20 protein-coding genes and 1 pseudogene are annotated in these 26,844 nt (G+C 44.9%); 11 read left to right on the top strand and 10 right to left on the bottom strand.

What is annotated here, in order from left to right; translation table 11 throughout:
- The 3 genes from D8S85_RS17845 to D8S85_RS17835 all read right to left on the bottom strand — a co-directional run bounded on the left by D8S85_RS17845 (nucleotide 1) and on the right by D8S85_RS17835 (nucleotide 4,598).
- Nucleotides 1–1,311 (bottom strand): ATP-binding protein, encoded by a 1,311-nt coding sequence (locus D8S85_RS17845; protein ID WP_106481662.1) that lies wholly within the window; start codon nucleotides 1,309–1,311, stop codon nucleotides 1–3.
- A 152-nt stretch (nucleotides 1,312–1,463) separates the two neighbouring features.
- Complete coding sequence (gene nagB / locus D8S85_RS17840; RefSeq protein WP_106481661.1) at nucleotides 1,464–3,389, bottom strand: glucosamine-6-phosphate deaminase; 1,926 nt, start codon at nucleotides 3,387–3,389, stop codon at nucleotides 1,464–1,466.
- Nucleotides 3,390–3,413: 24 nt separating this feature from the next.
- Nucleotides 3,414–4,598 (bottom strand): ROK family transcriptional regulator, encoded by a 1,185-nt coding sequence (locus tag D8S85_RS17835; RefSeq protein ID WP_106481660.1) that lies wholly within the window; start codon nucleotides 4,596–4,598, stop codon nucleotides 3,414–3,416.
- Between the two features lie 461 nt (nucleotides 4,599–5,059).
- Here D8S85_RS17835 and metK point away from each other — a divergent pair, with 461 nt between their 5' ends.
- Entirely contained in the window at nucleotides 5,060–6,346 is a 1,287-nt protein-coding gene (gene metK, locus D8S85_RS17830; RefSeq protein WP_106481659.1) for a methionine adenosyltransferase, read from the top strand.
- Between the two features lie 132 nt (nucleotides 6,347–6,478).
- On the opposite strand, the gene D8S85_RS17825 is transcribed toward metK, so the two are convergent.
- On the bottom strand, nucleotides 6,479–7,168 hold the full coding sequence (locus D8S85_RS17825) for a zinc metallopeptidase (protein ID WP_106625157.1): 690 nt from the start codon (nucleotides 7,166–7,168) through the stop codon (nucleotides 6,479–6,481).
- A gap of 217 nt (nucleotides 7,169–7,385) precedes the next feature.
- On the opposite strand from D8S85_RS17825, the gene D8S85_RS17820 reads away from it, so the two are divergent.
- The 5 genes from D8S85_RS17820 (at nucleotide 7,386) to folK (ending at nucleotide 14,362) form a co-directional block, all read left to right on the top strand.
- A complete protein-coding gene (locus D8S85_RS17820; RefSeq protein ID WP_106481658.1) occupies nucleotides 7,386–9,542 on the top strand; it encodes an elongation factor G in 2,157 nt (718 codons plus the stop codon).
- Between the two features lie 423 nt (nucleotides 9,543–9,965).
- A complete protein-coding gene (locus D8S85_RS17815; RefSeq protein ID WP_106481657.1) occupies nucleotides 9,966–10,691 on the top strand; it encodes a 16S rRNA (uracil(1498)-N(3))-methyltransferase in 726 nt (241 codons plus the stop codon).
- Between the two features lie 63 nt (nucleotides 10,692–10,754).
- Nucleotides 10,755–13,025, top strand: coding sequence for an ATP-dependent helicase (locus D8S85_RS17810; protein ID WP_181951163.1), 2,271 nt, complete (start codon nucleotides 10,755–10,757; stop codon nucleotides 13,023–13,025).
- Nucleotides 13,026–13,167: 142 nt separating this feature from the next.
- Nucleotides 13,168–13,797 carry a DUF4290 domain-containing protein gene (locus D8S85_RS17805; protein WP_106481655.1) on the top strand — a complete coding sequence of 210 codons (630 nt, stop codon included), beginning with the start codon at nucleotides 13,168–13,170 and terminating at the stop codon, nucleotides 13,795–13,797.
- A 61-nt stretch (nucleotides 13,798–13,858) separates the two neighbouring features.
- Nucleotides 13,859–14,362 carry a 2-amino-4-hydroxy-6-hydroxymethyldihydropteridine diphosphokinase gene (gene folK / locus D8S85_RS17800; RefSeq protein WP_106481654.1) on the top strand — a complete coding sequence of 168 codons (504 nt, stop codon included), beginning with the start codon at nucleotides 13,859–13,861 and terminating at the stop codon, nucleotides 14,360–14,362.
- Here folK and murA read toward each other — a convergent pair.
- Nucleotides 14,346–15,653 (bottom strand): UDP-N-acetylglucosamine 1-carboxyvinyltransferase, encoded by a 1,308-nt coding sequence (gene murA, locus D8S85_RS17795; RefSeq protein WP_106481653.1) that lies wholly within the window; start codon nucleotides 15,651–15,653, stop codon nucleotides 14,346–14,348. The genes folK and murA overlap by 17 nt on opposite strands.
- 289 nt (nucleotides 15,654–15,942) lie before the next feature.
- Here murA and sppA point away from each other — a divergent pair, with 289 nt between their 5' ends.
- The 3 genes from sppA to D8S85_RS17780 are packed head-to-tail and all read left to right on the top strand — an operon-like array spanning nucleotide 15,943 to nucleotide 19,584.
- Nucleotides 15,943–17,736: a signal peptide peptidase SppA gene (gene sppA, locus D8S85_RS17790; RefSeq protein WP_127075459.1), complete on the top strand. Its 1,794-nt coding sequence runs from the start codon at nucleotides 15,943–15,945 to the stop codon at nucleotides 17,734–17,736.
- 8 nt (nucleotides 17,737–17,744) lie between these two features.
- A complete protein-coding gene (lpxK, locus tag D8S85_RS17785) occupies nucleotides 17,745–18,797 on the top strand; it encodes a tetraacyldisaccharide 4'-kinase (protein ID WP_106481651.1) in 1,053 nt (350 codons plus the stop codon).
- Nucleotides 18,772–19,584: a purine-nucleoside phosphorylase gene (locus D8S85_RS17780; RefSeq protein ID WP_106481650.1), complete on the top strand. Its 813-nt coding sequence runs from the start codon at nucleotides 18,772–18,774 to the stop codon at nucleotides 19,582–19,584. Before lpxK ends, D8S85_RS17780 begins: the two co-directional genes overlap by 26 nt.
- A gap of 31 nt (nucleotides 19,585–19,615) precedes the next feature.
- Here D8S85_RS17780 and D8S85_RS17775 read toward each other — a convergent pair whose 3' ends face one another.
- The 4 genes from D8S85_RS17775 to pgeF are packed head-to-tail and all read right to left on the bottom strand — an operon-like array spanning nucleotide 19,616 to nucleotide 22,016.
- Nucleotides 19,616–20,125 (bottom strand): 3'-5' exonuclease, encoded by a 510-nt coding sequence (locus tag D8S85_RS17775; protein WP_106481649.1) that lies wholly within the window; start codon nucleotides 20,123–20,125, stop codon nucleotides 19,616–19,618.
- Nucleotides 20,126–20,128: 3 nt separating this feature from the next.
- A complete protein-coding gene (locus D8S85_RS17770) occupies nucleotides 20,129–20,827 on the bottom strand; it encodes an LrgB family protein (protein ID WP_106481648.1) in 699 nt (232 codons plus the stop codon).
- Between the two features lie 11 nt (nucleotides 20,828–20,838).
- Entirely contained in the window at nucleotides 20,839–21,195 is a 357-nt protein-coding gene (locus tag D8S85_RS17765) for a CidA/LrgA family protein (RefSeq protein ID WP_106481647.1), read from the bottom strand.
- 5 nt (nucleotides 21,196–21,200) lie between these two features.
- The gene (gene pgeF / locus D8S85_RS17760) at nucleotides 21,201–22,016 is read right to left on the bottom strand and encodes a peptidoglycan editing factor PgeF (protein WP_106481646.1); all 816 of its coding nucleotides are present in this window, start codon (nucleotides 22,014–22,016) and stop codon (nucleotides 21,201–21,203) included.
- A gap of 550 nt (nucleotides 22,017–22,566) precedes the next feature.
- On the opposite strand from pgeF, the gene D8S85_RS17755 reads away from it, so the two are divergent.
- Complete coding sequence (locus D8S85_RS17755; protein WP_027201758.1) at nucleotides 22,567–22,830, top strand: type B 50S ribosomal protein L31; 264 nt, start codon at nucleotides 22,567–22,569, stop codon at nucleotides 22,828–22,830.
- A gap of 100 nt (nucleotides 22,831–22,930) precedes the next feature.
- Here D8S85_RS17755 and D8S85_RS17750 read toward each other — a convergent pair whose 3' ends face one another.
- On the bottom strand, nucleotides 22,931–24,106 hold the full coding sequence (locus D8S85_RS17750; protein ID WP_106481645.1) for a GlmU family protein: 1,176 nt from the start codon (nucleotides 24,104–24,106) through the stop codon (nucleotides 22,931–22,933).
- 210 nt (nucleotides 24,107–24,316) lie between these two features.
- Between D8S85_RS17750 and lon the strand changes: the two are divergent.
- Nucleotides 24,317–26,730 (top strand): annotated as a pseudogene (gene lon / locus D8S85_RS17745) (endopeptidase La).
- The last annotated feature ends 114 nt before the right edge of the window (nucleotides 26,731–26,844 follow it).

The raw sequence follows: 26,844 nt of genomic DNA, 5'->3' as shown, positions 1-26,844 counted from the left end.
TTACATATCTTCCAAGGATAAACCGACAAATTCGATATGATACTTGGGGTGACTTGCCTTTATATTAATGGCTTTCTCCTCAAGTACACGCATATTCAGAGACTTACGATTATATTTAACCTCTCCGATAAACATTTGTTTTTCCATTTCATTCAAAGCGACAATATCTATTTCATTTTGATTACCATTTTCCCAGTATGAACCAATGGCCGAGTAACGTTTCGATAAAATCAATTTTTCTCTGAAATATTTCTCCAAAACACGCCCCACATAGACAGTATAATCCCTTCTGATAATATCTTTCAAATAATCAAAATTTCCAATCTCAATCACACTTCGATATTTATATATAAAACGAAACCAGAAATTTAAAAAATTATCATCGATATAGTACTTGATCTGTCGGGTTTGAGGTTTGGCAAATATAGGAATTACTCGTTTTATCAAGTTAAAATCAGTCTCCAGATTCTTTATTTGAGGTCCGACAGACATTCCTAACTCTCCTTCGATCTCCGGCCTCGATGTTTTAGAAGAAGCCAACAAAGACAATATCGAAAAATAAGTTGTATAATCTTTTCCAAACTCCTCGATCAACACATTTCTCCCTTCATCCAGAAAATAAGAATTTTCAGAAAATACCATGTCAAGAAGTGCCTCCTTTGTAAAAGCTCTAGCCTCAATCATCAATTCAATATAGCGGGCAACTCCTCCCGTAATCATATAAAATGCCAGTAAATCATCATTTGAATACTCTTTATAGTGATCTGATAATATATTTTTGATAATCTCTACATTGAACGGTCGTAACACAATTCGATGATTAGCCCTTTGGAATAAAGGTTCTCGTGCATTCTCAAAAATACGTTTCATCAATGAATAAACAGAACCACAAACAATCAGATTCAATTTACTTTTCTCCTTGTATTCATCCCAAATATTTTGCATATCGCTATACACGGACGAATTAATATTAAAAAATTCTTGAAATTCATCGATAATCAATGTAAAATGCCGCTCTGTCGATAACTGCATGAGATACTCAAAAATACTTTTAAAATCAGTAAGTTGCCCTACTATCTTCACGTTTAACACGACACGAATCAATTCCACAAATTCCTCGCAAAGCAACGTCTCATTTTTCTTTGCCACGAAAAAATAGAGCGTCATTCTGCCTTCCATGGCCTTCTTAATCAAAGTTGTCTTTCCTATTCGTCTCCTTCCTACAACAACTGTCATTTGGGCATACTCGAGAGACAACTCTTCCCATTGTCGCAACTGTGCAATTTCTTTTTCCCGGTCATAAAATTTCATGGTTCTCGATTTATTGTAATTTTAAATACTGTAATACTCGTTACAATAACACAAAGATAAAACAAAATTACCGTATTACAAGCACATACCAAAAAGAAACGGGGTCTAAAAACAGACCCCGCTCCAGCAAAAAAAAATATAAAACACAACATTTATTTCCTATGCTTGTAACGCACGAAGACCTCCATCGCCTCGTACTCCGCCATTCCCAACTTGTTGTACAAGTCGGCCGTGTTGCGGTTACGGTCTTCGGCCCGCTGCCAGAACTCGCGAGGATCATCCCCCGGGTAAGCCGGTCCGTTATTCTGTGAACCGTGTCGATAAATCGCTTGCCGCTTGATGGACAACTCCGACGGGCTTACCGGTACGGCCATATCCACTTTTTCAACCTCCCATTCCAACCAAGCACCGCGGTACAACCACACGTAACAATCCTTGAACCAATCATCCTCACACACGACGTCAAAAGCCTGCATAATCGCATCCAGACAGACGCTATGCGTTCCGTGCGGGTCGGCCAAATCTCCGGCAGCATAAATCTGGTGAGGCTTCACCTCCCGCAACAAATTCACGATAATATCAATATCTTCTTTTCCTAACGGGTTCTTCTTGACGGAACCCGTTTCATAGAAAGGTAAATTCAAAAAATGTACTCTCTCCGAGGGAATGCCCATAAACCGACAAGCAGCCAAAGCCTCTGCTTCCCGCAAGGCCGTTTTATACTTCAATATCTCCCGGGAATTGCCTCCCTCCGATTTCTGCTTCCAGATAGCCTCCTTTACTTGTTTGTACCCCTCGTCAGGATGCCCCATGTTAAGGGAAAACAAGTCGGCAATATCCATCATCTCGTACAGGTAATCATCAAACACGGCAATATTCCCGGACGTCTGGTAAACCGCGTGGACCTCATGTCCCTGTTCCACCAAACGGGCCTCCGTACCTCCCATCGAGATCACGTCATCATCCGGATGCGGGCTGAAAATCAACACCCGTTTCGGGTAAGGATTCGCTCTCTCCGGACGGGTTGAATCATCCGAGTTAGGCTTCCCTCCCGGCCACCCGGAAATGGTGTGCTGCATATCATTAAACACGGCAATATTCACCTTGTTTGCAGAACCGAACTTCTCGATCAAATCGCTCAATCCGTTATCTTGATAATCTTTATCCTCCACTTTCAGAATGGGCTTTTTCAACTTCTGGCACAAGCGGATCACCGCCTTACGAATCAACTTATCATCCCAATCCACCTTGCTCACCAACCACGGGTAATCCGCCCGGGTCAATTCACTGGCCGCACTTTCATCAATAACAAACTGCACGTTAGAATGCATTTGCAAGAATGTTGCCGGAACCGAATCAGACACTCGTCCTTCCACGGTAGCCTTGATAATCGGGGCTTTCTTCTCTCCCCACGCCATCAAAATCACTCTCCGGGCCTGCATGATCGTCCCGACGCCCATCGTAATGGCTTTCGTGGGTACCAGATCCCGACTACCAAAATCCTTTATCGCGTCTTTTATCGTCAAGTCATTCAAAAACACCTTCCGAGTCTGAGACGTGATAAAAGAACCCGGCTCGTTAAAACCGATATGCCCCGTACGTCCAATACCCAATATCTGCAAGTCGATTCCCCCGGCAGCCTCGATCTCCTTCTCGTAATTCCGACAGAATTTATCTATTTCATCCCCTTTCAACGTTCCGTCCGGGATATGAATATTCTTCGGATCAATATCGATATGATCAAACAAATGGTGGTGCATGAAATAATGGTAGCTCTGCTCCGACTCTTTCGGCATCGGCAGATACTCGTCCAAATTGAAGGTAACCACGTTACGGAAAGAAACTCCTTCTTCCCGGTGCATTCTCACTAACTCTTGATACAATTTAATCGGAGAAACCCCGGTAGCCAAACCCAAAACACACTTTTCACTGCTAGCCGCTTTCATTTGTACCAAATCCACAATCTCGCGGGCAACGGCCTTCACAGCCTCGTCCGCTGTTTCATAAATCTGAACAGGAATCTTCTCGAACCTGTTAGCTCCCTCGCCCTTAGCGATGTAGTTTTTAGTAATCACCATATCTTAATCTTTAATTTTCCTCTGTTAATAAAGCGAGTACTCGCATTCCGTGTCATCGTACAAATGTTCCATGACCATCATCAACGTACCCAATATCGCCGAATAAACGCCCAAATTACTCATTTTCAACTCACAATGTCCCCGCATACGAGCCAAAGCGTACTTGTTTATCGCTTGTTGAACCGGAACCAGCATCAAGTCACCCGCTTGCACAATCTCCCCTCCGATCACCACCATATCCGGGTTAAACAAATGTATCATCGTGGCAATCCCCTCTCCCAACTTCTCTCCCGCACGATGCAACAGGTCGATAGCCGAAATATCATCCTTCCGGGCGGCCTCGATAATCTCTCGCAACGGTTTGCCCGCCACATTCTCGATCGCCCGTCCCGAAGACACGGTTTCCAAGCAACCGATCTTTCCACAATGACACGGAGCCTCCAGTCCTGAAATACGAATATGCCCGAACTCTCCCGCCATGCCAATCCCCCCACGATACAATTTTGAGTTCAGGATCATCCCCAAACCGATACACTCGTTCACGCTAATACACAAAACATTGTCCACGTTCTTGGCAACCCCGAACGTGTGTTCTGCCATAGCCATCACGTTAGAATCGTTATCTATAAATACCGGAATTTGCAGCATCTCCTCCAAAATACTCTTTATCCCCGGTTGTTCATACGTTAAATAAGTATACGAAGTCCCCTCCCGGTCAATCAATCCCGGAAGAGCGAAACCTGCCATCTTGATCTTTGCCCGATCAATGTTCAATCGCCCGATCGTCTCGTCAATCTTTTCCCTCACATAACGAAGCGTCGCCTCATCATCCTGCTCTTCCAGTATCGAAGGATACTCCAAAATACCCTCGATCGGTTCATTCTTCAAATTAAAAATAGCCACCCGCAGGTATTCCCGACCAATATCCACACCTAATATATAAGCGGCATCCGGATTCAACGAAAACACGTGAGGACGTTTGCCCCCGATTGAATTCCCACATCCCCGGTCAATCACCCATCCCTCGTCCATCAACTCTTCAATCATGCGACTAACTGTGGGCGTGGTCACGTTTGTCAAACGACAAATTTCAGGCTTGGACAACTCTCCCATCCGGTAAAGGAACCCGATAATTGCCTTCTTCTGCAAGTATCGTTTCTCCTTCAATCCCGGTAGTGAACCTTTATTTATGGTATTCGAGTCATTCATAGCTCTCCGTTTTCAAAAAAATCGTGTTTATCGTCCCACAAATATACAAATACTTTCTAAAATATTTACGTAAGTCATATTAAAAATGAAAAATATTTTTTATTCGATTCCAAATTCAAGAAAAAAAGCGACATACAGATTCCCGACACGCGCTCCCTGCAAGCATGTTGCCTCCCGACAGCATGATCGCATTCAACAATTACATTCTTTAATAACAAAAAAACTCATTTTACAAAAGAAAGTTTTATTCCTATCCAATAAAAATCTATCTTTGCCCCTCGAAAAAGTGGAAAGATTTGGCTGATTGCAACCACGGAAAAAAAGCGCTAAAATGCATATTAATTCTGAATTCAACCATCCATGTACTTTCCTATAGTTTAATTTACGATTTATGATTTACGATTTCCCGGGATAAACATCCGAAATCTTTAAATCTAAAATCTTTAAATCTAAAATGAATTATGGGATATTTATTTACATCTGAATCTGTATCGGAAGGTCACCCCGACAAAGTGGCAGACCAGATTTCCGATGCCGTACTTGACAAAATCATTGCCTTTGACCCGGATGCCAAAGTAGCTTGCGAGACTTTGGTGACAACCGGACAAACCATTATTGCCGGGGAAATCAAAACCAAAACGTATGTCGACGTGCAACAAATTGCCCGGGAAGTGATTAACCGCATCGGCTACACGAAAAGCGAATACATGTTTGACGGGAACAGTTGTGGCGTGCTGAGCGCCATTCACGAACAATCCCCTGACATCAATCGCGGTGTCGTTCGGGAAGACCCCATGGAACAGGGAGCCGGAGACCAGGGCATGATGTTCGGTTACGCTTGTAACGAGACGGACAACTATATGCCGCTATCTCTCGAACTATCACATGTATTATTGTACGAACTGGCACAAATCCGCAAAGAGGGTCAAGAGATGACCTACCTGCGTCCGGACTCCAAATCGCAGGTGACCATCGAATACGGGGAAGACAATAAACCCGCACGGATTCACACCATCGTGATCTCCACTCAACACGACGAGTTTGTCAAAGCCACGACTCCCACCCCGGAAGCACAACTGGAAGCCGACGCTCAAATGGTGGATCAAATCCGTTGGGACATCATCAACATCTTGCTGCCGAGAGTAAAACGGCAATTACCGGAACGAGTGCAAGCTCTCTTCGACGAGAACCTGATTCTTCACGTAAACCCTACCGGGAAATTCGTGATCGGCGGTCCTCACGGGGACACGGGGCTTACCGGAAGAAAAATCATCGTTGACACCTACGGGGGAAAAGGCGCACACGGGGGAGGTGCTTTCTCCGGGAAAGATCCATCCAAAGTGGACCGTTCGGCCGCTTACGCCGCTCGTCACATTGCCAAAAACATGGTAGCAGCTGGAATTGCCGATGAAATATTGATACAGATTTCGTACGCTATCGGTATTGCACGCCCCGTCGGTGTGTTCGTGAACACTTACGGAACTGCCAAGGTGAACTTGAGCGATGCTGCCATTGCCGAAAAAATCACCTCTATCTTTGACCTGCGTCCCAAAGCCATCGAGGAACGCTTGAAACTCCGTAACCCGATTTACCAGGAAACGGCAAGCTACGGCCACATGGGACGTACTCCCAGAATCGTGAAAAAAGTTTTCACTTCAAATTATTGGCCGACAGTAGAAAAAGAAGTAGAACTTTTCACGTGGGAGAAACTGGATTATATCGAAAAGATCAAAGAGGCATTTCTATAAATGGTCTATCCTTACGCTAGGATAGACACGGCACTTGTACATTATAAACACGGCATGGACACTGAAGTATGTCCATGCCGTGTTTATAATGTACAAGCGCTCCCATGGTGCCTTAGCCCGAGAAACACCTCGCTAATCTCTTCTTCCTAAATAAATCATGATATAATATAACAAGGTCGCCAGAGAAGAAAGTGCGGCAATTACATAAGTATAGGCAGCCCATTTCAGCGCATCCTTAGCACTCTCTTGCGATTCGTAAGTCGTGATACCGGAATTACGCAACCAAGCCAAAGCCCGATGACTGGCATCAATCTCCACGGGTAAAGTAATAATACTAAACAACGTTGTCATCCCAAAAAGAGCGATACCGATCAACAACAAATTGGGGAACGTGTCAACCAAAAGAATTCCGGCCAACAAGATCCATTGCACCCAATGCGAAGCAAAGCTCACCACCGGTACCAAAGCCGAACGTAATTGCAACATACTATATGCTTGCGCGTGCTGCAAAGCATGACCGCATTCATGGGCGGCAACAGCGGCGGCTGCCACATTGGCACCGTAATATACTTCATGACTTAAATTAATCGTCTTGTTCGCGGGATTATAGTGATCCGTCAATTGTCCTTCCACGCTACCGATCTTCACCCCCTGCACGCCATTGTCCCGCAACATTTTTTCTACCACGTCACGCCCGGTCATCCCGTTGGCCGTGGGGATTTTCGAATACTTTTTAAAACGAGATTGCAACTGGCTGCTCACCAACCAGCTCAACAAGGTAAACCCGATAAATATAATCCAAATTAAAGGTAATCCTATCATATTCAAATCATCAATTAAAGTTTTTCCAAAGATATACAAAAAATGCGCCATCGCCCTAGAGCCTGGTACATAAAAAATACTAACACGCACTTTCTGCATTTATTTTTATCAAGAATGACATTCTCTATTGTTTTTTTAGAAAATCTTCACTAATTTGTAACCCTCGAATCATTCGAAGAGTTAATACGTTTACAATATTAATCTAAACCGTATTATAATGAAAACCTATAAACCTAACGAAATTAAAAACATCGCGCTCGTGGGTAGTGCCGGATCCGGTAAAACCACGCTAGCGGAAGCCATGATGTATGAGGGCGGGGTCATCCCGCGCAGAGGTAGCATTAGTGCAAAAAACACGTCATCCGACTACCGTCCGGTAGAACAGGAATACGGATCATCCGTGTTCCCGGCCGTATTATACACGGAATGGAAGGAGCACAAGCTCAATTTCATTGACACGCCGGGAGCAGACGATTTCGTCGGAGGAGTTATCTCTGCGCTGAACGTTGTTGATACCGGAGTAATGGTCATTAACGCCGTCAGAGGTATTGAGGTCGGAACCGAAATCATCAGCCGTCATGCCAAAAGACTAAACAAACCGCTCATTTTCGTTATAAATCAGGTTGATCACGAGAAAGCAAACTTTGACCACACGGTGGAACAAGCCAAGGCCGCTTTCGGCTCGAAAGTCGTGCTCGTTCAATACCCGGTGAACCCGGGAATCGGCTTTAACCGCGTGATCGACGTCCTGAAAATGGAAATGTACCAGTGGAAACCGGAAGGTGGCAAACCCGACGTACTCCCCATTCCCAAGGAAGAAGAAGAAAAAGCGAACGAATTACACAACGCGCTGATCGAAGCGGCAGCCGAAAACGACGAAGGATTGATGGAACTATTCTTTGACAAGGGCAGCCTCACGGAGGATGAAATGCGTGCCGGAATCCGCAAAGGACTTATCGCACGGGATATGTTCCCCGTTTTCTGCGTGTCGGCAGAAAAAGATATGTGCGTGCGCCGTTTCATGGAGTTCGTGATCAACGTGGCTCCCAGTGCCAGCTCCATGCCACCTTCCATCACGGAAGACGGGGATGAAGTCCCGTACGACGAGAAAGGCCCGACCTCCTTATATATGTTCAACACGACGGTTGAACCCCATTTGGGTGAAGTGATCTATTTCAAAGTAGCATCCGGGACCATTCATGAAGGGGATGACTTGTACAATGCCACCAATGATGCAAAAGAACGCATCTCGACACTGTATGCCGTGGCCGGGAAGAACCGGACGAAAGTAACCGAAATGATGGCCGGAGACATCGGGGCAACCGTGAAATTGAAAAATACGAACAACGGCGATACGTTGAACGAAAAAGACGTTCATTACAAATTCGGCAAGATCCAATATCCGAATCCTCGTTTCAGAACAGCTGTCAAAGCCGTGAACACGGGCGACGAAGAAAAACTGGCGGAAATCCTGCAACGGATTCACCAGGAAGACCCGACATTCCTCGTGGAGTATTCCAAGGAATTGAAACAAATGATTATCTCCGGACAGGGCGAGTTCCACTTGAACACCATGAAATGGCGTATCGAGCATAATGATAAACTGGAAATCGAATTCTACCCGCCACGTATCCCGTACCGTGAAACCATCACGAAATATGCCTACGCAGACTATCGCCACAAGAAACAATCGGGTGGAGCCGGACAATTCGGCGAGGTTCATCTCGTGATTGAACCTTACACAGAAGGAATGCCCGACCCGACCATGTACAAGATCAACGGTGTGGATAGTAAAATATCGGTAAAAGACAAAGAAGTTATTGACCTCCCGTGGGGCGGCAAGCTGGTATTCTACAACTGTATCGTGGGTGGAGTGATCGACGCACGTTTCATGCCCGCCATCTTGAAAGGAATCATGGAAAAGATGGAAGAAGGACCGCTTACCGGATCATACGCACGAGACATACGTGTCAGTGTGTACGACGGGAAAATGCACCCCGTGGATTCAAACGAAATCTCGTTCAAACTTGCCGGACGTCACGCTTTCAGCACGGCGTTCAAACAGGCATCACCGAAGATTTTGGAACCGATTTACGACGTGGAAGTCCTCGTCCCGGATGAATACATGGGAGATGTCATGGGTGACCTGCAAACCCGTAGAGCAATCATCATGGGTATGGAAGCCGATACCGGATTCCAAAAATTGATGGCTAAAGTGCCGTTGAAGGAAATGCAACGCTACTCCACGGCATTGAGCTCCATCACGGGAGGACGAGCTTCCTTCACCATGAATTTCTCCGGATATGAAAAAGTACCGGCAGAAGTTCAAGAAGAGTTGTTGAAAGCTTATCAAGAGCAAGAAGAGGAAGAATAAAATTCCACATATTACAATTATCAACATTCTGAAAGTTAATCATTTATATCAAAAGCACCATTTAACTTCATCCAAGTTAAAATGGTGCTTTTGTATTAGATGGGATCACGGTTTTAACGTGAGTTCACGGTAATCATCAGAAGTAATTTATAACAAAACCAGAGGAAATCCTACTGAAATCCTAGGGAAATAATCCCACTCAGCCGTTGCTCAGCCGTTGTTCAAACGTTGCTCAAACGTTACGGAATGGTTCAGCTTCGAGTAAACACTGAATGATCTCTGAGTATGTGGTATTATTTGGGTTTATTTACTACCTTATTTGGGTTAGACCTGAGTAGTATCACACATACGCATGGATAAGAGAATCATTTTGGAAGTTCTCGTCTATTTTCATACTTTTGTTTCAAAATTTAACCACATTCTATGCATTTATTTTATACACCGGATATTACAGAAAACCTATACGCTTTACCGGAAGAGGAATCCAAACATTGTGTCAAAGTGCTTCGCCTCGAAGTGGGAGACGAAATTTTTCTTATCGACGGGAAAGGGGGATTCTATCGGTGTGAAATCATTCAGGCTCAGCCGAAACGTTGTGAAGTTCGCTGTATCGAGAAGACAGAGGGATACGGGAAACGGGATTTCCATATTCACATAGCCATTGCCCCGACCAAAAACATCGAGCGAATCGAATGGTTCCTGGAAAAATGCACGGAAATCGGAATTGACGAAATTACCCCCCTACTCTGCGCCCATTCGGAACGCAAGGTAATCAAGGAGGATCGCTTGGAGAAAGTCATTATTTCTGCCATGAAACAATCCTTAAAAGCCTACTTGCCGAAACTCAACCCGTTGACGGAGTTTTCCCATTTCGTGAAAAACAATCCGTCCCCGCTGAAATGTATCGCCCATTGTGACGAGGGGAATAAAAAATCACTTCAAGAGATATATCAACCCGGCCAAGAGATCACGATTCTCATCGGCCCGGAAGGAGACTTTTCGGGAAATGAGATCCGGCTAGCCCAAGAAAACAACTTCATACCTGTCACTCTCGGTGAAAGTCGCCTGCGAACAGAAACCGCCGGAATTGTCGCGTGCCACAGCATCAACTTTCTGAACGAGATAAAACATACATCCCAAATGAAGTAGTTCTGCCATATTATTTGTATTTTTGCGGACACAAGGTTAAATGTTTTTCTGAATTTATTTATCGTGGATTTTATTAACGAATTGAACGAGAACCAACGAGAGGCCGTCATGAACACGGATGGGCCCACGCTTGTGATTGCCGGAGCAGGATCGGGTAAAACAAGGGTATTGACATATCGTATCGCGAACTTATTAAGCAAAGGAGTACCCGCTTACCGTATTCTAGCCCTAACGTTTACCAACAAAGCCGCACGGGAAATGCAGAAACGTATTGCCACTCTCGTGGGACAAAGCAATGCCGCCAATTTATGGATGGGAACTTTCCACTCCATTTTCTCCAAGATTCTGCGGGTCGAGGCCGAAAACCTCGGTTACACGTCCAACTTCACGATATACGATTCACAGGATTCTAAAAACTTAATCAAGTCGATCGTCAAGGATTTGAAACTGGACGACAAGGTATATAAACCTAACGACGTGTTGGGACGTATCTCCATGGCCAAAAACAATCTTATCGTGGCACAGGCATACGCCCAATCGGCAAAGATCACGTCTGCAGATCAAGCGGCCAAGAAGCCCAAGATCTCGGAAATATACAAGTATTACCAAGCCCGTTGCAAGCAAAGCGACGTCATGGATTTCGACGACCTTCTATTACAAACGAATATTCTCTTCCGTGATTTCCCGGAAATACTGGAGAAGTACCAGAATAAATTTGACTATATACTCGTGGACGAGTACCAGGATACGAACTATTCGCAATACCTCATCATCAAAAAACTGGCAGAACAACATAAAAACATCTGCGTGGTGGGAGATGACGCACAAAGTATCTATTCGTTCCGAGGAGCCCGCATCGAGAATATCTTGAACTTCCGGAATGATTACCCAGGCTACAAATTGTGCAAGCTGGAACAAAACTATCGCTCCACGACCACCATTGTTGACGCGGCCAATAGTATCATTAGCCGGAACAAGGAACAGATTCCTAAAAAAACGTTCTCTCAAAACGAAGAAGGGGATAAAATCCGGGTAATGAAAGCCCTGTCCGATAAAGAAGAGGGTTTTCAAGTGGCACAAGAAATATTCCGCATCTCCCAAAACGAACAAGCGGATTTCAACCACTTCGCCATTTTGTACCGGACAAATGCCCAATCGCGTATCATGGAGGAATCTTTACGTAAAAGAAATATACCTTACAAGGTGTACGGGGGCCTTTCCTTCTACCAACGCAAGGAGATCAAAGATTTGATTGCCTACTTACGCCTGACCATTAACCAGAACGACGAGGAGGCTTTAAAACGAATCATCAACTACCCGCGGCGGGGCATCGGGGATACCACGATCGACAAGTTAAAAGAAGTGGCTCAACATTATAACGTGAGCATCTGGACTCTACTTTGCAACTTGAACAAAGTTCCCGGTATGGTTTCCGCCACGACGGCTGCCAAGCTAACTCGTTTCAGGCAATTGATCGAGGGATTCACCGAGATAGCCAAGGAGGATAACGCCTACGAAACGACCTGTCGGATAGCCCAAGCTTCCGGAATTAAAGAAGACCTTTCTTCCGATGACACACCGGAAGGAGTGTCCCGTCGGGAAAATATAGATGAGTTGTTGAATGCCGTCAAAGATTTCTGTGAAACCGCTTACAAAGAAGGACGGGATGACAAGCTTCCCGCGTTCTTGGAAGGTGTTGCCTTGTTGACCGATCAAGATAGCGAAAAACCGGAGGACAATAATAAAGTAACCTTGATGACCATTCACTCCGCGAAAGGACTAGAGTTTGAAAATGTCTTTATCGTGGGCATGGAAGAAGAACTTTTCCCCGCCCAACAAAGTGTCTATACCCCTTCCGCCTTGGAGGAAGAGAGAAGGTTGTTTTACGTGGCACTGACCCGTGCCGAAAAAAGAGTGATCATGACCTATGCCACTTCCCGGTATAAAAATGGTAATGTAGTCTACCCGCAGCCTTCCCGGTTTATCGCGGAAATTGACCCACACTACCTGGACGGATTTTTTACCCCGGCCCGTCCCTCCATGGGGCGCTCGTTAAACGGGCCCGGTATACAAGGGAAAGTGGCTCGTCCGAATATCACCCTTCAACCCAAGGTTGAAGTGCCGGACATTGACACCTCGAAACTGGTTCCTATCAACGGGGATCAGATTATTCCCGGTATGGTAATCTTCCATCCCAATTTCGGCCCGGGGAAAGTAATTTCCATAGATGGCCTGGGAGTCAATAAAAAGGCAAAAGTGATGTTCCCCAAGCACGGTCAAAAGGTTTTATTGTTAAAGTTTGCAAAACTTTACGTGCAAGGACATACAAATTAACGACTTATAAACAAAAAATATTATATTTGCAGCATATTCTAATTTCTAATAGATTCAAGGGATTGATTATTCCGGCATTTTAATGTGATTTTCCGGCGTTTTCCCATAAAATAAAAAAAATTAAGACCAAAATTATCCGGTAATGGACTATAATAGCCAAAGAAAAAAACTTATTCTTCCCGAATACGGTAGGAATATTCAAATGATGGTTGACCACCTGGCAACAATAACAGACAGAGATGAGCGTACCCGTGCAGCCAAAACGGTAATCAGCGTGATGGGAAATCTTTACCCACACCTTCGGGATGTTCCGGATTTCCGCCACAAATTGTGGGATCACTTGATGATCATGTCAAACTTCACGCTGGATATCGATTCTCCTTATCCTCTCCCGGAAAAAGATATTCTGGAAGAAAAACCGGAAAGGTTACCATATAACAATCACCATATCAAGTACAAGCACTATGGTCTTCTTACCGAGAAACTGATTGAAAAAATCAAAGAAACAGAAGACCCCGAAATCAAAAGAGTACTCACGGTGTTGACCGCTAACCACATGAAAAAATCATTCCTTACGTGGAATAAAGACTCCGTGGAAGACGATCAGATTTACAACGACATCAATACATTATACGGTGGCAATATCGAAATGCCGGAAGGCATGATCCTTTCTCACTCGAAAGACTTGTTGCAAAAGAAAAACAATAAACCCATGAATAACAACAAGCAACAGAAAAACAACAAGAAGCAATTTTACAAAAAACACAACTAATCGTAGATTTTAAATTGAATGCTTTTTCAATCTAAAATCATTAAACCTAAAATTACTTCGGATGTTTGTCACTTTAATCTTCGGGGGAAATCAAGGAGATCGAAAAGCCTTGATCCGTGAAGCGATAACGGAAATGTCAAGCATAGGGAAGATCCAACATTGTTCTTCCCTTTACGAAACCGCCCCGTGGGGATTCGAATCATCTGACTCTTTTTACAATCAAATTGTTACTTACGAAACCGATTTACTCCCGGAAGAGGTGTTGGATAAATGTCAAGCCACGGAACAAAAACTGGGACGGGTTCGTACCGGCACGCAATTCTGCTCCCGAACCATGGATATAGATATTCTATTCTGTGATTCCCGGGTCATCAATACTCCTCGTCTGACGGTTCCTCATCCCAGACTTGCACAACGAAATTTTGTACTCGCACCTTTAAACGAAATCATGCCGGATTTCATTCATCCGGTCATTCACAAAAACATGACCACTCTTCTCTCTGAATGCACGGACACGCTAAAAGCAGAGATCATAGAAAAATCATTCCTCAATCAATCCGTCTGATCTCCGCACCGATGGCATTCAATTTTTCATCAATATGCTCGTAACCGCGGTCAATTTGGTCGATGTTATCAATGACACTTGTCCCCTGGGCTGACAACGCTGCAATCAACAAGGCGATTCCGGCACGTATATCCGGAGAAGTCATCTTGGTGGCTCGTAACTGGGATTCATGATTTTGCCCGATAACCGTGGCCCGATGCGGATCACAAAGAATAATCTTCGCTCCCATATCAATTAATTTATCCACGAAGAACAAGCGGCTCTCGAACATTTTCTGGTGAATGAGCACGCTCCCTTTCGCTTGAGTTGCCACAACAAGGAATACACTCAACAAGTCAGGAGTCAAGCCCGGCCACGGAGCATCGGCAACCGTCAGGATGGAACCGTCAATAAAATCCTCTATCATGTAGTGCTCCTGGCGAGGAATATACAAATCATCTCCACGCTCCTCAATCCGGATCCCCAACTTGCGGAATGCATCCGGAATAATACCTAACTGGGGAATAGCGACATTTTTGATCGTGATCTCCGAGCGAGTCAATGCAGCAAGTCCGATATAACTGCCTACCTCGATCATGTCGGGCAGACAACGATGCTGGCAACCGCCAAGACTTTCAACCCCCTCAATCGTCAACAAATTGGAGGCAATTCCCGAAATTCGGGCCCCCATGGCATTCAACATCCGGCACAATTGTTGCACGTAAGGCTCACAAGCGGCATTATAGATCGTGGTTACCCCTTCTGCCAACACGGCTGCCATGATGATATTCGCCGTTCCGGTCACGGATGCCTCATCGAGTAACATGTAAGTCCCCCGCAATTTCTGGGCAGAAGCCTTGTAACATCCTGAAATAGCATCATACTCGAACGTGGCTCCCAATTTCTCGAAACCGAGGAAATGGGTATCCAACCGACGCCGTCCGATTTTATCCCCTCCCGGTTTGGGCACCAAACCGCAACCGTGCATGGCTAACAACGGGCCTAAAATCATGATCGATCCGCGCAAACTAGCCGCTTTACTGTAAAAATCCTCTGTTTCCAGGTAATCAAAATTGATCTCGTTCGCCCGGAAAGAAAACTCTCCTTTTTGAAGTCTCTCCACCTTCACTCCCATTCCCCGAAGCAGATCAATCAATTTCATTACATCCAATATCTCCGGGATATTACAGATAATCACCTCTTCCCTCGTCAGCAAACAAGCACAGATCACCTGTAATGCTTCATTCTTTGCTCCCTGGGGAATCAATTCACCTTTCAATCGTCTCCCACCAATAACTTCAAATTTGCTCATGTCGTATAATTAAAGAGTTACAGTTTTCGCTACAAACATTTTTAGTCACGAAACGCAAAGTTTATTCTCCTCTCGAAACGCAACCGGATTCTGCACGTAAAACTATTAAAAAAACAAATGTCAACAAAATAAGTTTGTAAAGTTTGTAACGTCGTAAATCTACAAAATCAAATAAAATTTTGTATGACCGAAATTATATCCATACATTTGTAAACAAGATTTACAATATAATTCATATTTTGTATATCGAAATTTTACCCGGGAATATTAATAATTTAAAACAACACATATGAAAAGCTTTCTGAAATACTTGTTAGCAACCATTGTTGGTATTATTATCGTACACGTTATCCTGTTTTTCGTGTTCATCGGACTCGTCGGGGCCATAGCTAGTTTCTCCAGTCCATCAATCGAAATCAAGGACAACACGATACTGAAACTATCGCTGAAGACAGCAATCCCGGATAGAGCATCGGAGAACCCATTACAAAATTTTAACTTGACGACCATGAGTTCCGAAAAACAAATCGGGCTAAATAAAATACTTGAATACATTGACAATGCCAGCAAGGATTCCCGCATCAGGGGGATTTACTTGGACCTGACCGAAATCAACTCTAACTTCGGGGCTCTTGCCACGATCGACGAGATCCGTAATGCCTTATTGAGATTCAAGCAAAGCGGCAAATTCATTTACAGTTATACCAACTTGGGATATTCTCAGAAAAGCTATTATTTGGCTACAGTTGCTGACAGCGTTTTCGTTAACCCCGAAACCCCGTTACTGTTAACCGGAATGAGCGCAAATATATCCTTCTATAAAGACCTTTTGAAAAAAATCGGTGTACAACCGGAGGTCATTCGTGTCGGCAAATTCAAAGCAGCCGTGGAACCCTACATTGAAACACACATGAGTGAGGCCAACCGGGAACAGGTGCAGACTTATTTAGGTTCTCTTTGGGGTAACATCGTGAAAGGTATTTCCGCCAGCAGAAATATCCCGGTAGAAAAAATCAATCAAATCACCGATGATTTCAAAATCTACCCGGTAGAAGAATTTGTGAAAGAAGGATTTTTTGACGGAGCCCTTTACGAATATGCCATGCTTGACAAACTACGTGAGGCATGTGGGTTGACAGAGAACGAAAAACTATCCTTAACAAGTTTCGAGGATTACACGAAAGTCACTTTCCCAACCGTAAATTTTGCCGCTGAGAAAATCGCCGTAATTTACGCTCAAGGAAACATTGAATTCCAACAGGGACCGGAAAGTATCGGACCGGAACTGGCCACAACCATCCGAAAAGCACGTGAAGACAAAAATATCAAAGCGATCGTGTTGCGTGTAAACTCCCCGGGGGGTAGCGCACTGACTTCCGATATTATCTGGAAAGAGGTGCAACTCGCCGCACAGACGAAGCCGTTCATTGCCTCCATGGGTAACGTGGCCGCATCCGGTGGATACTACATTTCTTGTGCAGCAGATACCATCGTGGCCGACCCGACAACCCTTACGGGATCCATCGGAATATTCGGACTGCTATTTAGTGGAGAAGAGCTAATCAAAGATAAACTTGGCATCTCTTCTGACGTGGTGAAAACCAACGAGCACAGTGATTTCGGCGGCGGATACCCGTTACCTATCCCAATCAGTGATCGTCCTTTGACGGAGTACGAACGCAACGTGATGCAGACTTACATCAACCGGGGATACGACACCTTCCTTGATCGGGTAAGCCAGGGACGCCACATGAGTAAAGAGGCGGTAAACGAAATCGCACAAGGACGGGTATGGACAGGAGAGGACGCTCTGGAACTCGGATTGGTTGACGTGTTAGGCGGACTGGAAGATGCCATTGCCATCGCGGCAAACAAAGCAGGCCTGGACTACTATCAGCTCATCGAACTACCGGTAGAACGCAGTCCTTTCAAAGATATTCTGCTAAATTTCTCGCAAAGCATCAGGACCAGCATATTAAAATCAGAACTGGGTGATTTCTATGATACTTATCGGGAACAGAAAGAGTGGTTAAAAATAAAAGGGATGGTAGCCAGAATACCTTACGATCTCACGTTTAATTAAAGCGAAATATTGTGTTGAAAAATCTCATTCTATGGCCTTTAAGCGTACTGTACGGCATTGGGGTCAGCATTCGGAACCGTTTGTTCAACTTGGGTATACTAAAGATCCATGAATTTGACATTCCTATTATTTGTGTGGGAAATATCACCGTGGGTGGAACGGGGAAAACCCCTCACACGGAATCCCTGATCAACGAGTTGAAAAATGATTACCGTGTAGCCTGTCTCAGTCGAGGGTATAAACGGAAGACGTCCGGTTTTGTTCTGGCCACGGAAACCTCTACGGCAAACGACATCGGGGATGAACCCATGCAGATAAAAAATAAATTTCCAGAAATCATCGTAGCTGTAGACGCGGATCGAGTACGTGGAATCAAAAAGCTCATGCAACTTCCGGAAAAACCGGAAGTAATCATCTTGGATGATGGTTTTCAACATCGCTACGTGAAAGCGGATATAAACATCATGCTAATCGATTACAACCGCCCCATATACGAGGATCATTTACTGCCCTTGGGACGTCTTCGGGAAAGTATTCATGCCAAGGAAAGGGCAAATTATATCATCGTGACCAAATGCCCCACGAACATTTCGCCCATAGAGAAACGGATTATTCTGAAACACTTGAATTTAAAAGCCTATCAACAGCTTTTGTTCTCCTCCATGAAATACGGAGAAATACGTTCGCTCGACGGGAATAGTCATCAAACGATAACCCCGAAAACGGCCATACTCTGTGTCACCGGGATTGCCCAGCCGGCTCCCTACCTGGAACATCTAAAACAGATGACTAACCAGATTGATCACATCGCTTTTCCCGACCATCACAATTACAGCGATACAGATATAAAACGTATTCTCCAGGAATACGAAAAGATCAGCACCCCGGACAAGTGTATTTTCACCACGGAAAAGGATGCCGTTCGCCTCACGTTATGCGATATACCGGAAGAGATCAGGCAACAAATTTTCTACATCCCGATCGAACCGGAGTTCCTAACCCCAAGAGACCAACTCATAAAAAATATATACGACTATGTTAGACAAGATACAAGAAAGTAGCAAATACTTGGCCCCCTTCGTGAAAGGAGAGCATACCATCGGTATTATCCTAGGAACAGGGCTGGGAGAATTAGGGAAATCAATAGAGATCGAACACGCCATTCCGTATATGGCAATTCCCAATTTCCCCGTTTCCACGGTACAAGGACACCGGGGTGAATTGCTTATCGGTTCCTTCGGAGGTAAAAAGGTCATTGCCATGCAGGGACGTTTCCACTATTACGAGGGATATTCCATGAAAGAAGTAACCTTTCCCGTGAGAGTGATGCACGCCCTTGGGGTAAAAACGCTTTTCGTTTCCAACGCGGCCGGAGGCGTGAACACGAATTACCTGGTTGGAGACCTGATGATTATTCGGGATCATATCAACCTATTCCCGGAACACCCGCTACGGGGTAAAAATATCGACGAACTCGGTCCCCGCTTCCCCGGAATGGCCGAGGCATATAGCAAACGTTTAATTCAATTGGCAGAGGAAGCCGGAAAGAAATTAAATATTCCCTTGCAAAAAGGTGTGTACGCCGGACTACAGGGGCCGTCCTTCGAGACCCCGGCAGAATATAACTGGATTCGGGTCATTGGCGGGGATGCCGTGGGAATGTCTACCGTACCGGAAGTTATCGTGGCTCGCCACATGGATATGGAATGCTTTGGCATGTCTGTTATCACGAACAGCACGGCCAGCGAGGAACTCATAAAAACAAATCACACGGAGGTACAAGATGTGGGTAATCATGCACAACCTCGTATGGGAGCTATATTCAAAGAAATCATCCGTAAATTATAAGTTTTTCCCTCGCCATCAACGAGGGAAAAACTCATGAAAAAAGACTCAACTTTGACAATTCGATCATAATTTTCGCCGCCCCCCGAGCATCACTTAATGCCTCATGATGATTTAACGCTATCCCGAAATGATCACACAACGTATTCAATTTATAATTGGGTAAACCTTTCACCAACTTCCGGGACAATCGGTAGGTACAAAAAGATTCAGGCAAACGAACGTACAAATCCGCCCGTTCCAGACAAGCCTTCAAAACACTTATATCAAACCCCGCGTTATGCGCGACCAACGCTTCTGCATCAAAATAACGCCCGATCACGCTCCACAAATCATAAAAGGAAGGTGCATCTTCCACCATCGTGGGAGTAATCCCGTGAATCTCGATAAACTTTTTGTTAAAATAGAATGGCTCCGGCTTAATCAGGTGCGAGAACTCTTCCGTGATCTCACCGTCCTGTACGACAACAATCCCGATCGAGCAAGCACTTGTCGGGTAACGGTTAGCCGTTTCGAAATCGATAGCTGTAAAATTCTGCAACATACATTAAAATAATGACATAACCCATTCGACAACAGGCACCAGTATCGCAGTCATCACCCCCATCAAACCAATCGCCAAACCACTAATGGCCCCTTCCAACGCACCCAGTTCCATAGCCCTGGCCGTACCCAACCCGTGAGCCGCGGCACCAAGGGATAACCCTCGGGCTATCTTACTATCGATATTCAATTTGTTTAACACGAAAGGCCCCACGATTCCCCCGAATATCCCCACCACGATAACTATTACCGCTGCAATGGCAGGAATACCACCCGCCTTCTCGGCTACCCCCATTGCTATCGGAGTCGTCACGGACTTTGGCTCCAATGTCGCTATCAACACGTGGTCTGCCCCCATCCAGCGAGCAATACAAATCACGCTTACGATTCCCACCAAACTCCCCACAAAAATGGAAGTCATGATCGACACCGCATTGCTCTTCATGTATTCCACCTGTTCCCACAACACATACCCCAAGGCCACGACAGAAGGGCCCAACAGGAAATTAATCATCCGACTCCCTTGCTGGAAAGATTCATACGGAATCCCCATCACGCTCATCACCGCCACCAGGGCCGGGATGGATACCAACAAGGGATGTAATAACGCCAATCTCGTTTTCCGATACAACCAGAGTGCTGCCAAGTAAACTCCGGCCACTAATGTTATTATAAATATCTCTGACGAAACTATCGACTGCATCTTTCTACAAATTAATTCGTTCTACCATGTGCCCGATGATCCTCCTGCCATTGTTGCAAAACCGCCACCACAATCAATACCAGCAACGTGGTTACCGTCCCTACAACCAACACGACATCCCAATAACGAGACAACACATCCATGGACGTGATAATCCCCACTCCCGCCGGAAGAAAGAAAAACGCCATGTTATCACAAAGAAAACGAGCCACCGGACGCACTCTCTCCGGCTTAACCCAACGCATGGATAATGCCAAGAACAAAAACATCATTCCCAACACGCTCCCCGGTACAAAACCATTTATCAACCAGGCACAACATTCTCCCAGTAAATAAAAAGCCATAATAATAAAAATTCCTCCTAACATTCCCTCTATATATTTAACATGATTCCCGCCCCGAATCGTCCCGTGTTACCCCGGTCCCCTCGATAGGAATAAAAATGATCATGATGACAAACAGTACAAATACCCGCCACTTCAATACGAGCGTCTTCCACTCCCACTTGCCGTAATTGACGACGGTTCGCCTCCCAGAGATTCAACTGGTACTTCCCGGGTTGTTTTCCCGTTTCCACCAAGCCCTCCAAATTCCCCAAGCCTTCGCGTGCCGCCTCAACGACTTCTTCCCCGACCTCGAAACAACAGGGACCGATAGAGGGGCCAATTCCGACAATCACATCCCGAGTATCGCATCCGAACTCATCCCGCATCCGTTCCACGGTCTGCGCGGCAATTCTTCCCACCGTACCTCGCCATCCGGCATGAACGGCAGCAATCACCCGCATTCGGGAATCGTACATCAAAACAGGAACACAATCGGCCGCAAGCACCATCAGGCAAACACCTGTTTCCCTGGTAATCAAAGCATCCGTCGAGGGCAAGCGGGTTGCTTTTTCCCGTCCTCCCCGACCGCGCTGTGCCCGGGTCACGACTTCTACGTGAGTGGTGTGTTTTTGTTCTCCAAAAGTAAAATTATCCACACTACAGCCAACAGCCTCTGCCAACAACATCCGGTTAGTCAATACCCGATCATCTCGGTCTTCATCCATGAATCCCAGATTCAACGCGGCTTGCCCACCGACACTAACACCCCCTTCTCTTCCCGACACGAAATGACTTAATCCCGGAAAACTCCGCAATCCCAAGAATTGGTAGAACGTAACTTTATCTCTCTCAACCCTAATCATATTTATTCGTTCTTTTGAGCGCACAAAGATACAACATTCCGAACAAAATTATCAACATAAATCACCTTGTCACCAATAACCATAAAAACGCCCCCGTTTTGTTTAGATGTTAACTCCTGCATGCAAGAAGGAATATTTACCATTCGTAATCCAATGGATAAGGGATTAACTTCCAAGACAAGCGCCAATCAATTTCGCCACGGAGACGCTCTGGGACGTTCCCGAACGTCTTTGTAACGTCTTTGATTCGTCTTTGATACGTCTTTAATCCCTAAGAACACCGAATATGCTACAGAAGATAAACGTGTATTATCTAGGAAAAGTTTACTTTATGTTTCATTGTAAAGTGGTATATAAATACCATTATAAAAAAGAACGATTACGTGGCAAGAGCTATGTGAACCCCGCGAAGAATGTGAATTTCAACTCTTTTCATCAGACTTTTCTCTCTCTCAATTAAAAAAGTCTCTGAAATTCTTTGTGATTTATAATGAATCAACTATCTTTGCTGCCCGTTAAACTAAGGAACAATTTTAAAATTATATACGAAATGAAAAAGGGCATACATCCTGAAAATTACAGATTAGTAGCGTTTAAAGATATGTCTAATGGAACGACTACAATCACCAAGTCTACTGCTGCAACGAAGGAGACTATCGAGATCGACGGAGTTGAATATCCATTAGTAAAGATGGAAATTTCCAACTCTTCACACCCGTTCTATACCGGTAAGATTAAATTGATTGACACGGCAGGACGTGTTGACAAGTTCATGAACCGTTACAAGAACCACATGGAAAACAGAAAGAAATAATTCTTCTGATATAATACAAAAAGAGGAGATTCTTGGAATCTCCTCTTTTTGTATGGTTACAAGTTGCAGGTTAGAAAGCAATTCATAACCTGCTAACGCCCTATCGTTCAGGATCCGCAAACACGTGTTCGAGAATTCGGCGATCGACATCATCAAACGTTTTGTTCCGGCGTTTCATAACAGCTTCAGCCGTGGAAACGAATTGATTCATTTTATGCTCCGTGAAACCGCTGGCACCTCCCCATGAGAAGGAAGGAACAAAATTCCGGGGGAAATCCGAACCGAAAATATTAGTCCCCACACCGATCACCGTTCCGGTATTAATCATGGTAGAAATACCCAATTTTGCATGGTCACCCATGATCAAACCGCAGAATTGGAGTCCGGTCCGACAAAAATGCTTCGTCTCGTAATCCCACAGTTTCACTTCCACGTAAGTGTTTTTCAGATTGGAATTATTCGTCCCGGCACCAATGTTACACCACTCGCCCAACACGGAATTCCCGAGGAATCCGTCATGAGCCTTATTCGAATAACCAATCATCACGACGTTGTTCACCTCTCCCCCACATTTACAATACGGGCCTAAGGTTGTCGCCCCGTACACTTTGGCCCCCATCGTCAGTACCGAATGTTCACACATAGCCAATGGTCCTCGCACGAGAACACCTTCCATAATCTCGGCATCCTTACCGATATATACCGGGCCTCCCTCCGTGTTAATTACTGCACAACGTACAACAGCCCCCTCTTCCACGAAAACGGGATACTTCCCGTACACCTGCACGCTGCTATTCAGCGGGGCACTTTCACGCCCTTCCGTAATCAACCGGAAATCAATCTCCAACTCTTGGGCATTCCGTGAAAACAAATGATAAGGATAAACAACACGGGTAAACTCTCCCGTGTATTCTTTACATATAAAATCGGGTATCGTCACCGGATCAAAGGTTGCAACGTCCTGTCTACCCATTCGCACGGCGATCAGACAATCACCCTGTAATAACATCTCTCCAGCCTGCAAAGACTTAATCTCCCGCATCAATTCATCATTCGGACAAACCGAACCATTGACAAGCAAATTATCGTCTTCCACAGACAACGGGAACTTTTCCTGAAGGTAATCTTTGGTCAGATATGCAACCTTATCTCCAAACCGTTTTTCCCACTTTTCCCGGATCGTGAGAATTCCTACCCTCAATTCAGAAATCGGACGAGTAAAAGTCAAGGGTCTTAAAGTTCCCCAACTTTTATCATCAAACAAAATTATTTTCATCGTGTGTTTTATATTTGCACACAAAAGTAACAAATGCATCATAGATCACAAAAAAAATATTTGGCATAGGAATTGTCCTATTATGTAGTGGTTTATTTTTCAGTACCTTTTTGTCAAAATGTCAGTTTTTTGAGACAAAGCTAATCACGGGGAAACAGAAGATAAACCACATGTGGAAAAGTTTAAACCAATAGAGATAAGGAGATCATAATGAATAACATAGACTTAAAAGATATTTTACAAGAAAGCTTGGCGGACAACAATCAGGATTATTTATCCATCTTGGGAGACGAGAAAGAAATGCTCAACGACCACACGGATATTCCTGACACCCTGCCAATTTTACCGCTACGGAACACGGTTCTGTTCCCGGGCGTCATAATTCCTATAAATATTGGCAGGGAGAAGTCATTGAAACTTATCCGGTACGTGTACAAAAGCAGCGCACCTTTCGGTGTTATTGCCCAAAGAGACACCAATACCGAAAACCCGAAACTGGAAGACCTGTACACGATCGGCACGGTAGCTACCGTTTTGAAGATTCTGGAAATGCCGGATGGCACCACAACGGCTATCATACAAGGTAAAAAAAGATTCGAACTCGACGACATCCTGTATGACGAACCCTATCACGTGGGAAAAATCATTGTTAAGCAAGAGGAGAAGATCACGGAAGAAGATCAAGAGTACAATGCCATCGGAGAGGCGTTAAAGGACATGGCTCTCAAGATTGTAAAATACTCCAGCAACATTCCGAACGAAGCCGGCTTCGCCTTGAAAAACATCGAGAGTATGCTATTCCTAATCAATTTCATTTCCTCGAACACGGATATTGACTACCGAAATAAACAGGAATTACTGGAAATTGACCTCTTAAAAGAACGGGCAACCAAATTACTGGAACTTTTAGGCAAACAAGTCAAGATACTGGAACTCAAAGAGGACATCCAGAAAAAAGTGAAAGTCGATCTGGATAAACAACAACGGGAATACTTGCTCCACCAACAGATGAAGACCATCCAAAACGAGCTGGGTGCCAACCCGGTGGATGAAGACCTTCAAGAATTGGAAGAGGCAGCCAAAAAGAAAAAGTGGGGAAAGAACGTGCAGGAAATTTTTGAAAAGGAACTTCAAAAATTGAAACGCCAAAACCCCTCCACCCCGGACTATTCCGTGCAATTCAACTACGTGAAAGAATTGACAGAATTACCGTGGGAACACTACTCTGAAGACAATTTCGATCTGAAGAAAGCATCCGAAATACTGGATGCCGATCATTACGGATTGGACAAGGTGAAAGAGAGAATTCTCGAATACCTTGCCGTACTGAAACTGAAAGGAGATATGAAATCCCCGATCCTGTGCCTATACGGCCCTCCGGGGTGGGCAAGACCTCTTTGGGCAAATCTGTTGCCCGGGCACTTAACCGGGAGTTCGTACGTATGTCATTGGGAGGTTTACACGATGAATCCGAAATTCGGGGACACCGTCGCACCTATATTGGAGCCATGCCCGGCCGAATCATCCAAAGTATCAAGAAAGCGGGTACATCAAATCCCGTATTCATACTGGACGAGATTGACAAAGTCGGTCAGGATTTCCGGGGAGATCCACAATCTGCCCTATTGGAAGTACTTGATCCGGAACAGAACACAACCTTCCATGATAACTATCTGGACGTGGACTACGACTTATCGAAAGTCATGTTTATCGCCACGGCAAACGACATTTCAACGATTGCTCCCCCGTTAAGGGATCGTATGGAAATGATCGAAGTGAGCGGTTACCTCATGGAAGAAAAAATAGAGATTGCCAAACGGCATTTGATCCCCAAGCAACTGGTGAATCACGGGCTGAAAGCAGAACAAATCGAATTTACCGATGATATACTAAACTTCATCATCGATAAATACACCCGGGAATCGGGAGTACGGGGATTAGATAAAACTTTGGCAAAAATCATGCGTCAAGTGGCAAAGAAAGTGGCCATGGACTCGTCTTTCACGATTAAACCGACAAAGACTACCGTGGAAGAATACTTGGGCACCCCCATCTTTACCCGGGAAGAATACCAGGGTAACGAGTTACCGGGAGTGGTTACAGGTTTAGCGTGGACAGCCGTGGGTGGTGAGATCCTTTACGTGGAATCCAGCATCAGCAAAGGGAAAGGCACGCTAACCATGACAGGAAGCCTAGGCGACGTGATGAAAGAGTCTGCCACCCTGGCATTGGAATACATCAAATCACACGCCGAAGAGCTGGGCATACAGCCCTCTGCCGTGGAAGAACACAATATTCATATCCACGTCCCGGCAGGTGCCGTTCCGAAAGACGGTCCCTCGGCAGGTATCACCATGGTCACCTCGTTAGCCTCATCGCTAACCGGAAGAAAGGTAAAGAAAGCCCTCGCCATGACCGGAGAGATCACGCTGAGGGGTAAAGTTCTCCCCGTGGGTGGTATCCGGGAAAAGATCCTTGCTGCCAAACGCGCCGGCATCAAAGAGATTATCCTTTGTCGGGAAAACAAAAAAGATATTGACGAGATAAAAAAAGAATACGTCAAAGGCATTAAATTCCACTTCGTCGACCACATTCGGGAAGTATTGGACATTGCCTTAATCTAAAAAATAACCAAGGTTTACGTCTGTGAATTTCAGACGTAAACCTTATTCAAGTCATTTTCTCCCCACGCTATTTTACCAAAAGAACAACATCATTTTCTCTTTTCATCGACATTA

It is taken from the genome of Butyricimonas faecalis (assembly GCF_003991565.1).
Lineage (GTDB): Bacteria > Bacteroidota > Bacteroidia > Bacteroidales > Marinifilaceae > Butyricimonas > Butyricimonas faecalis.
This window is presented reverse-complemented; position numbering and strand designations above follow the sequence as displayed.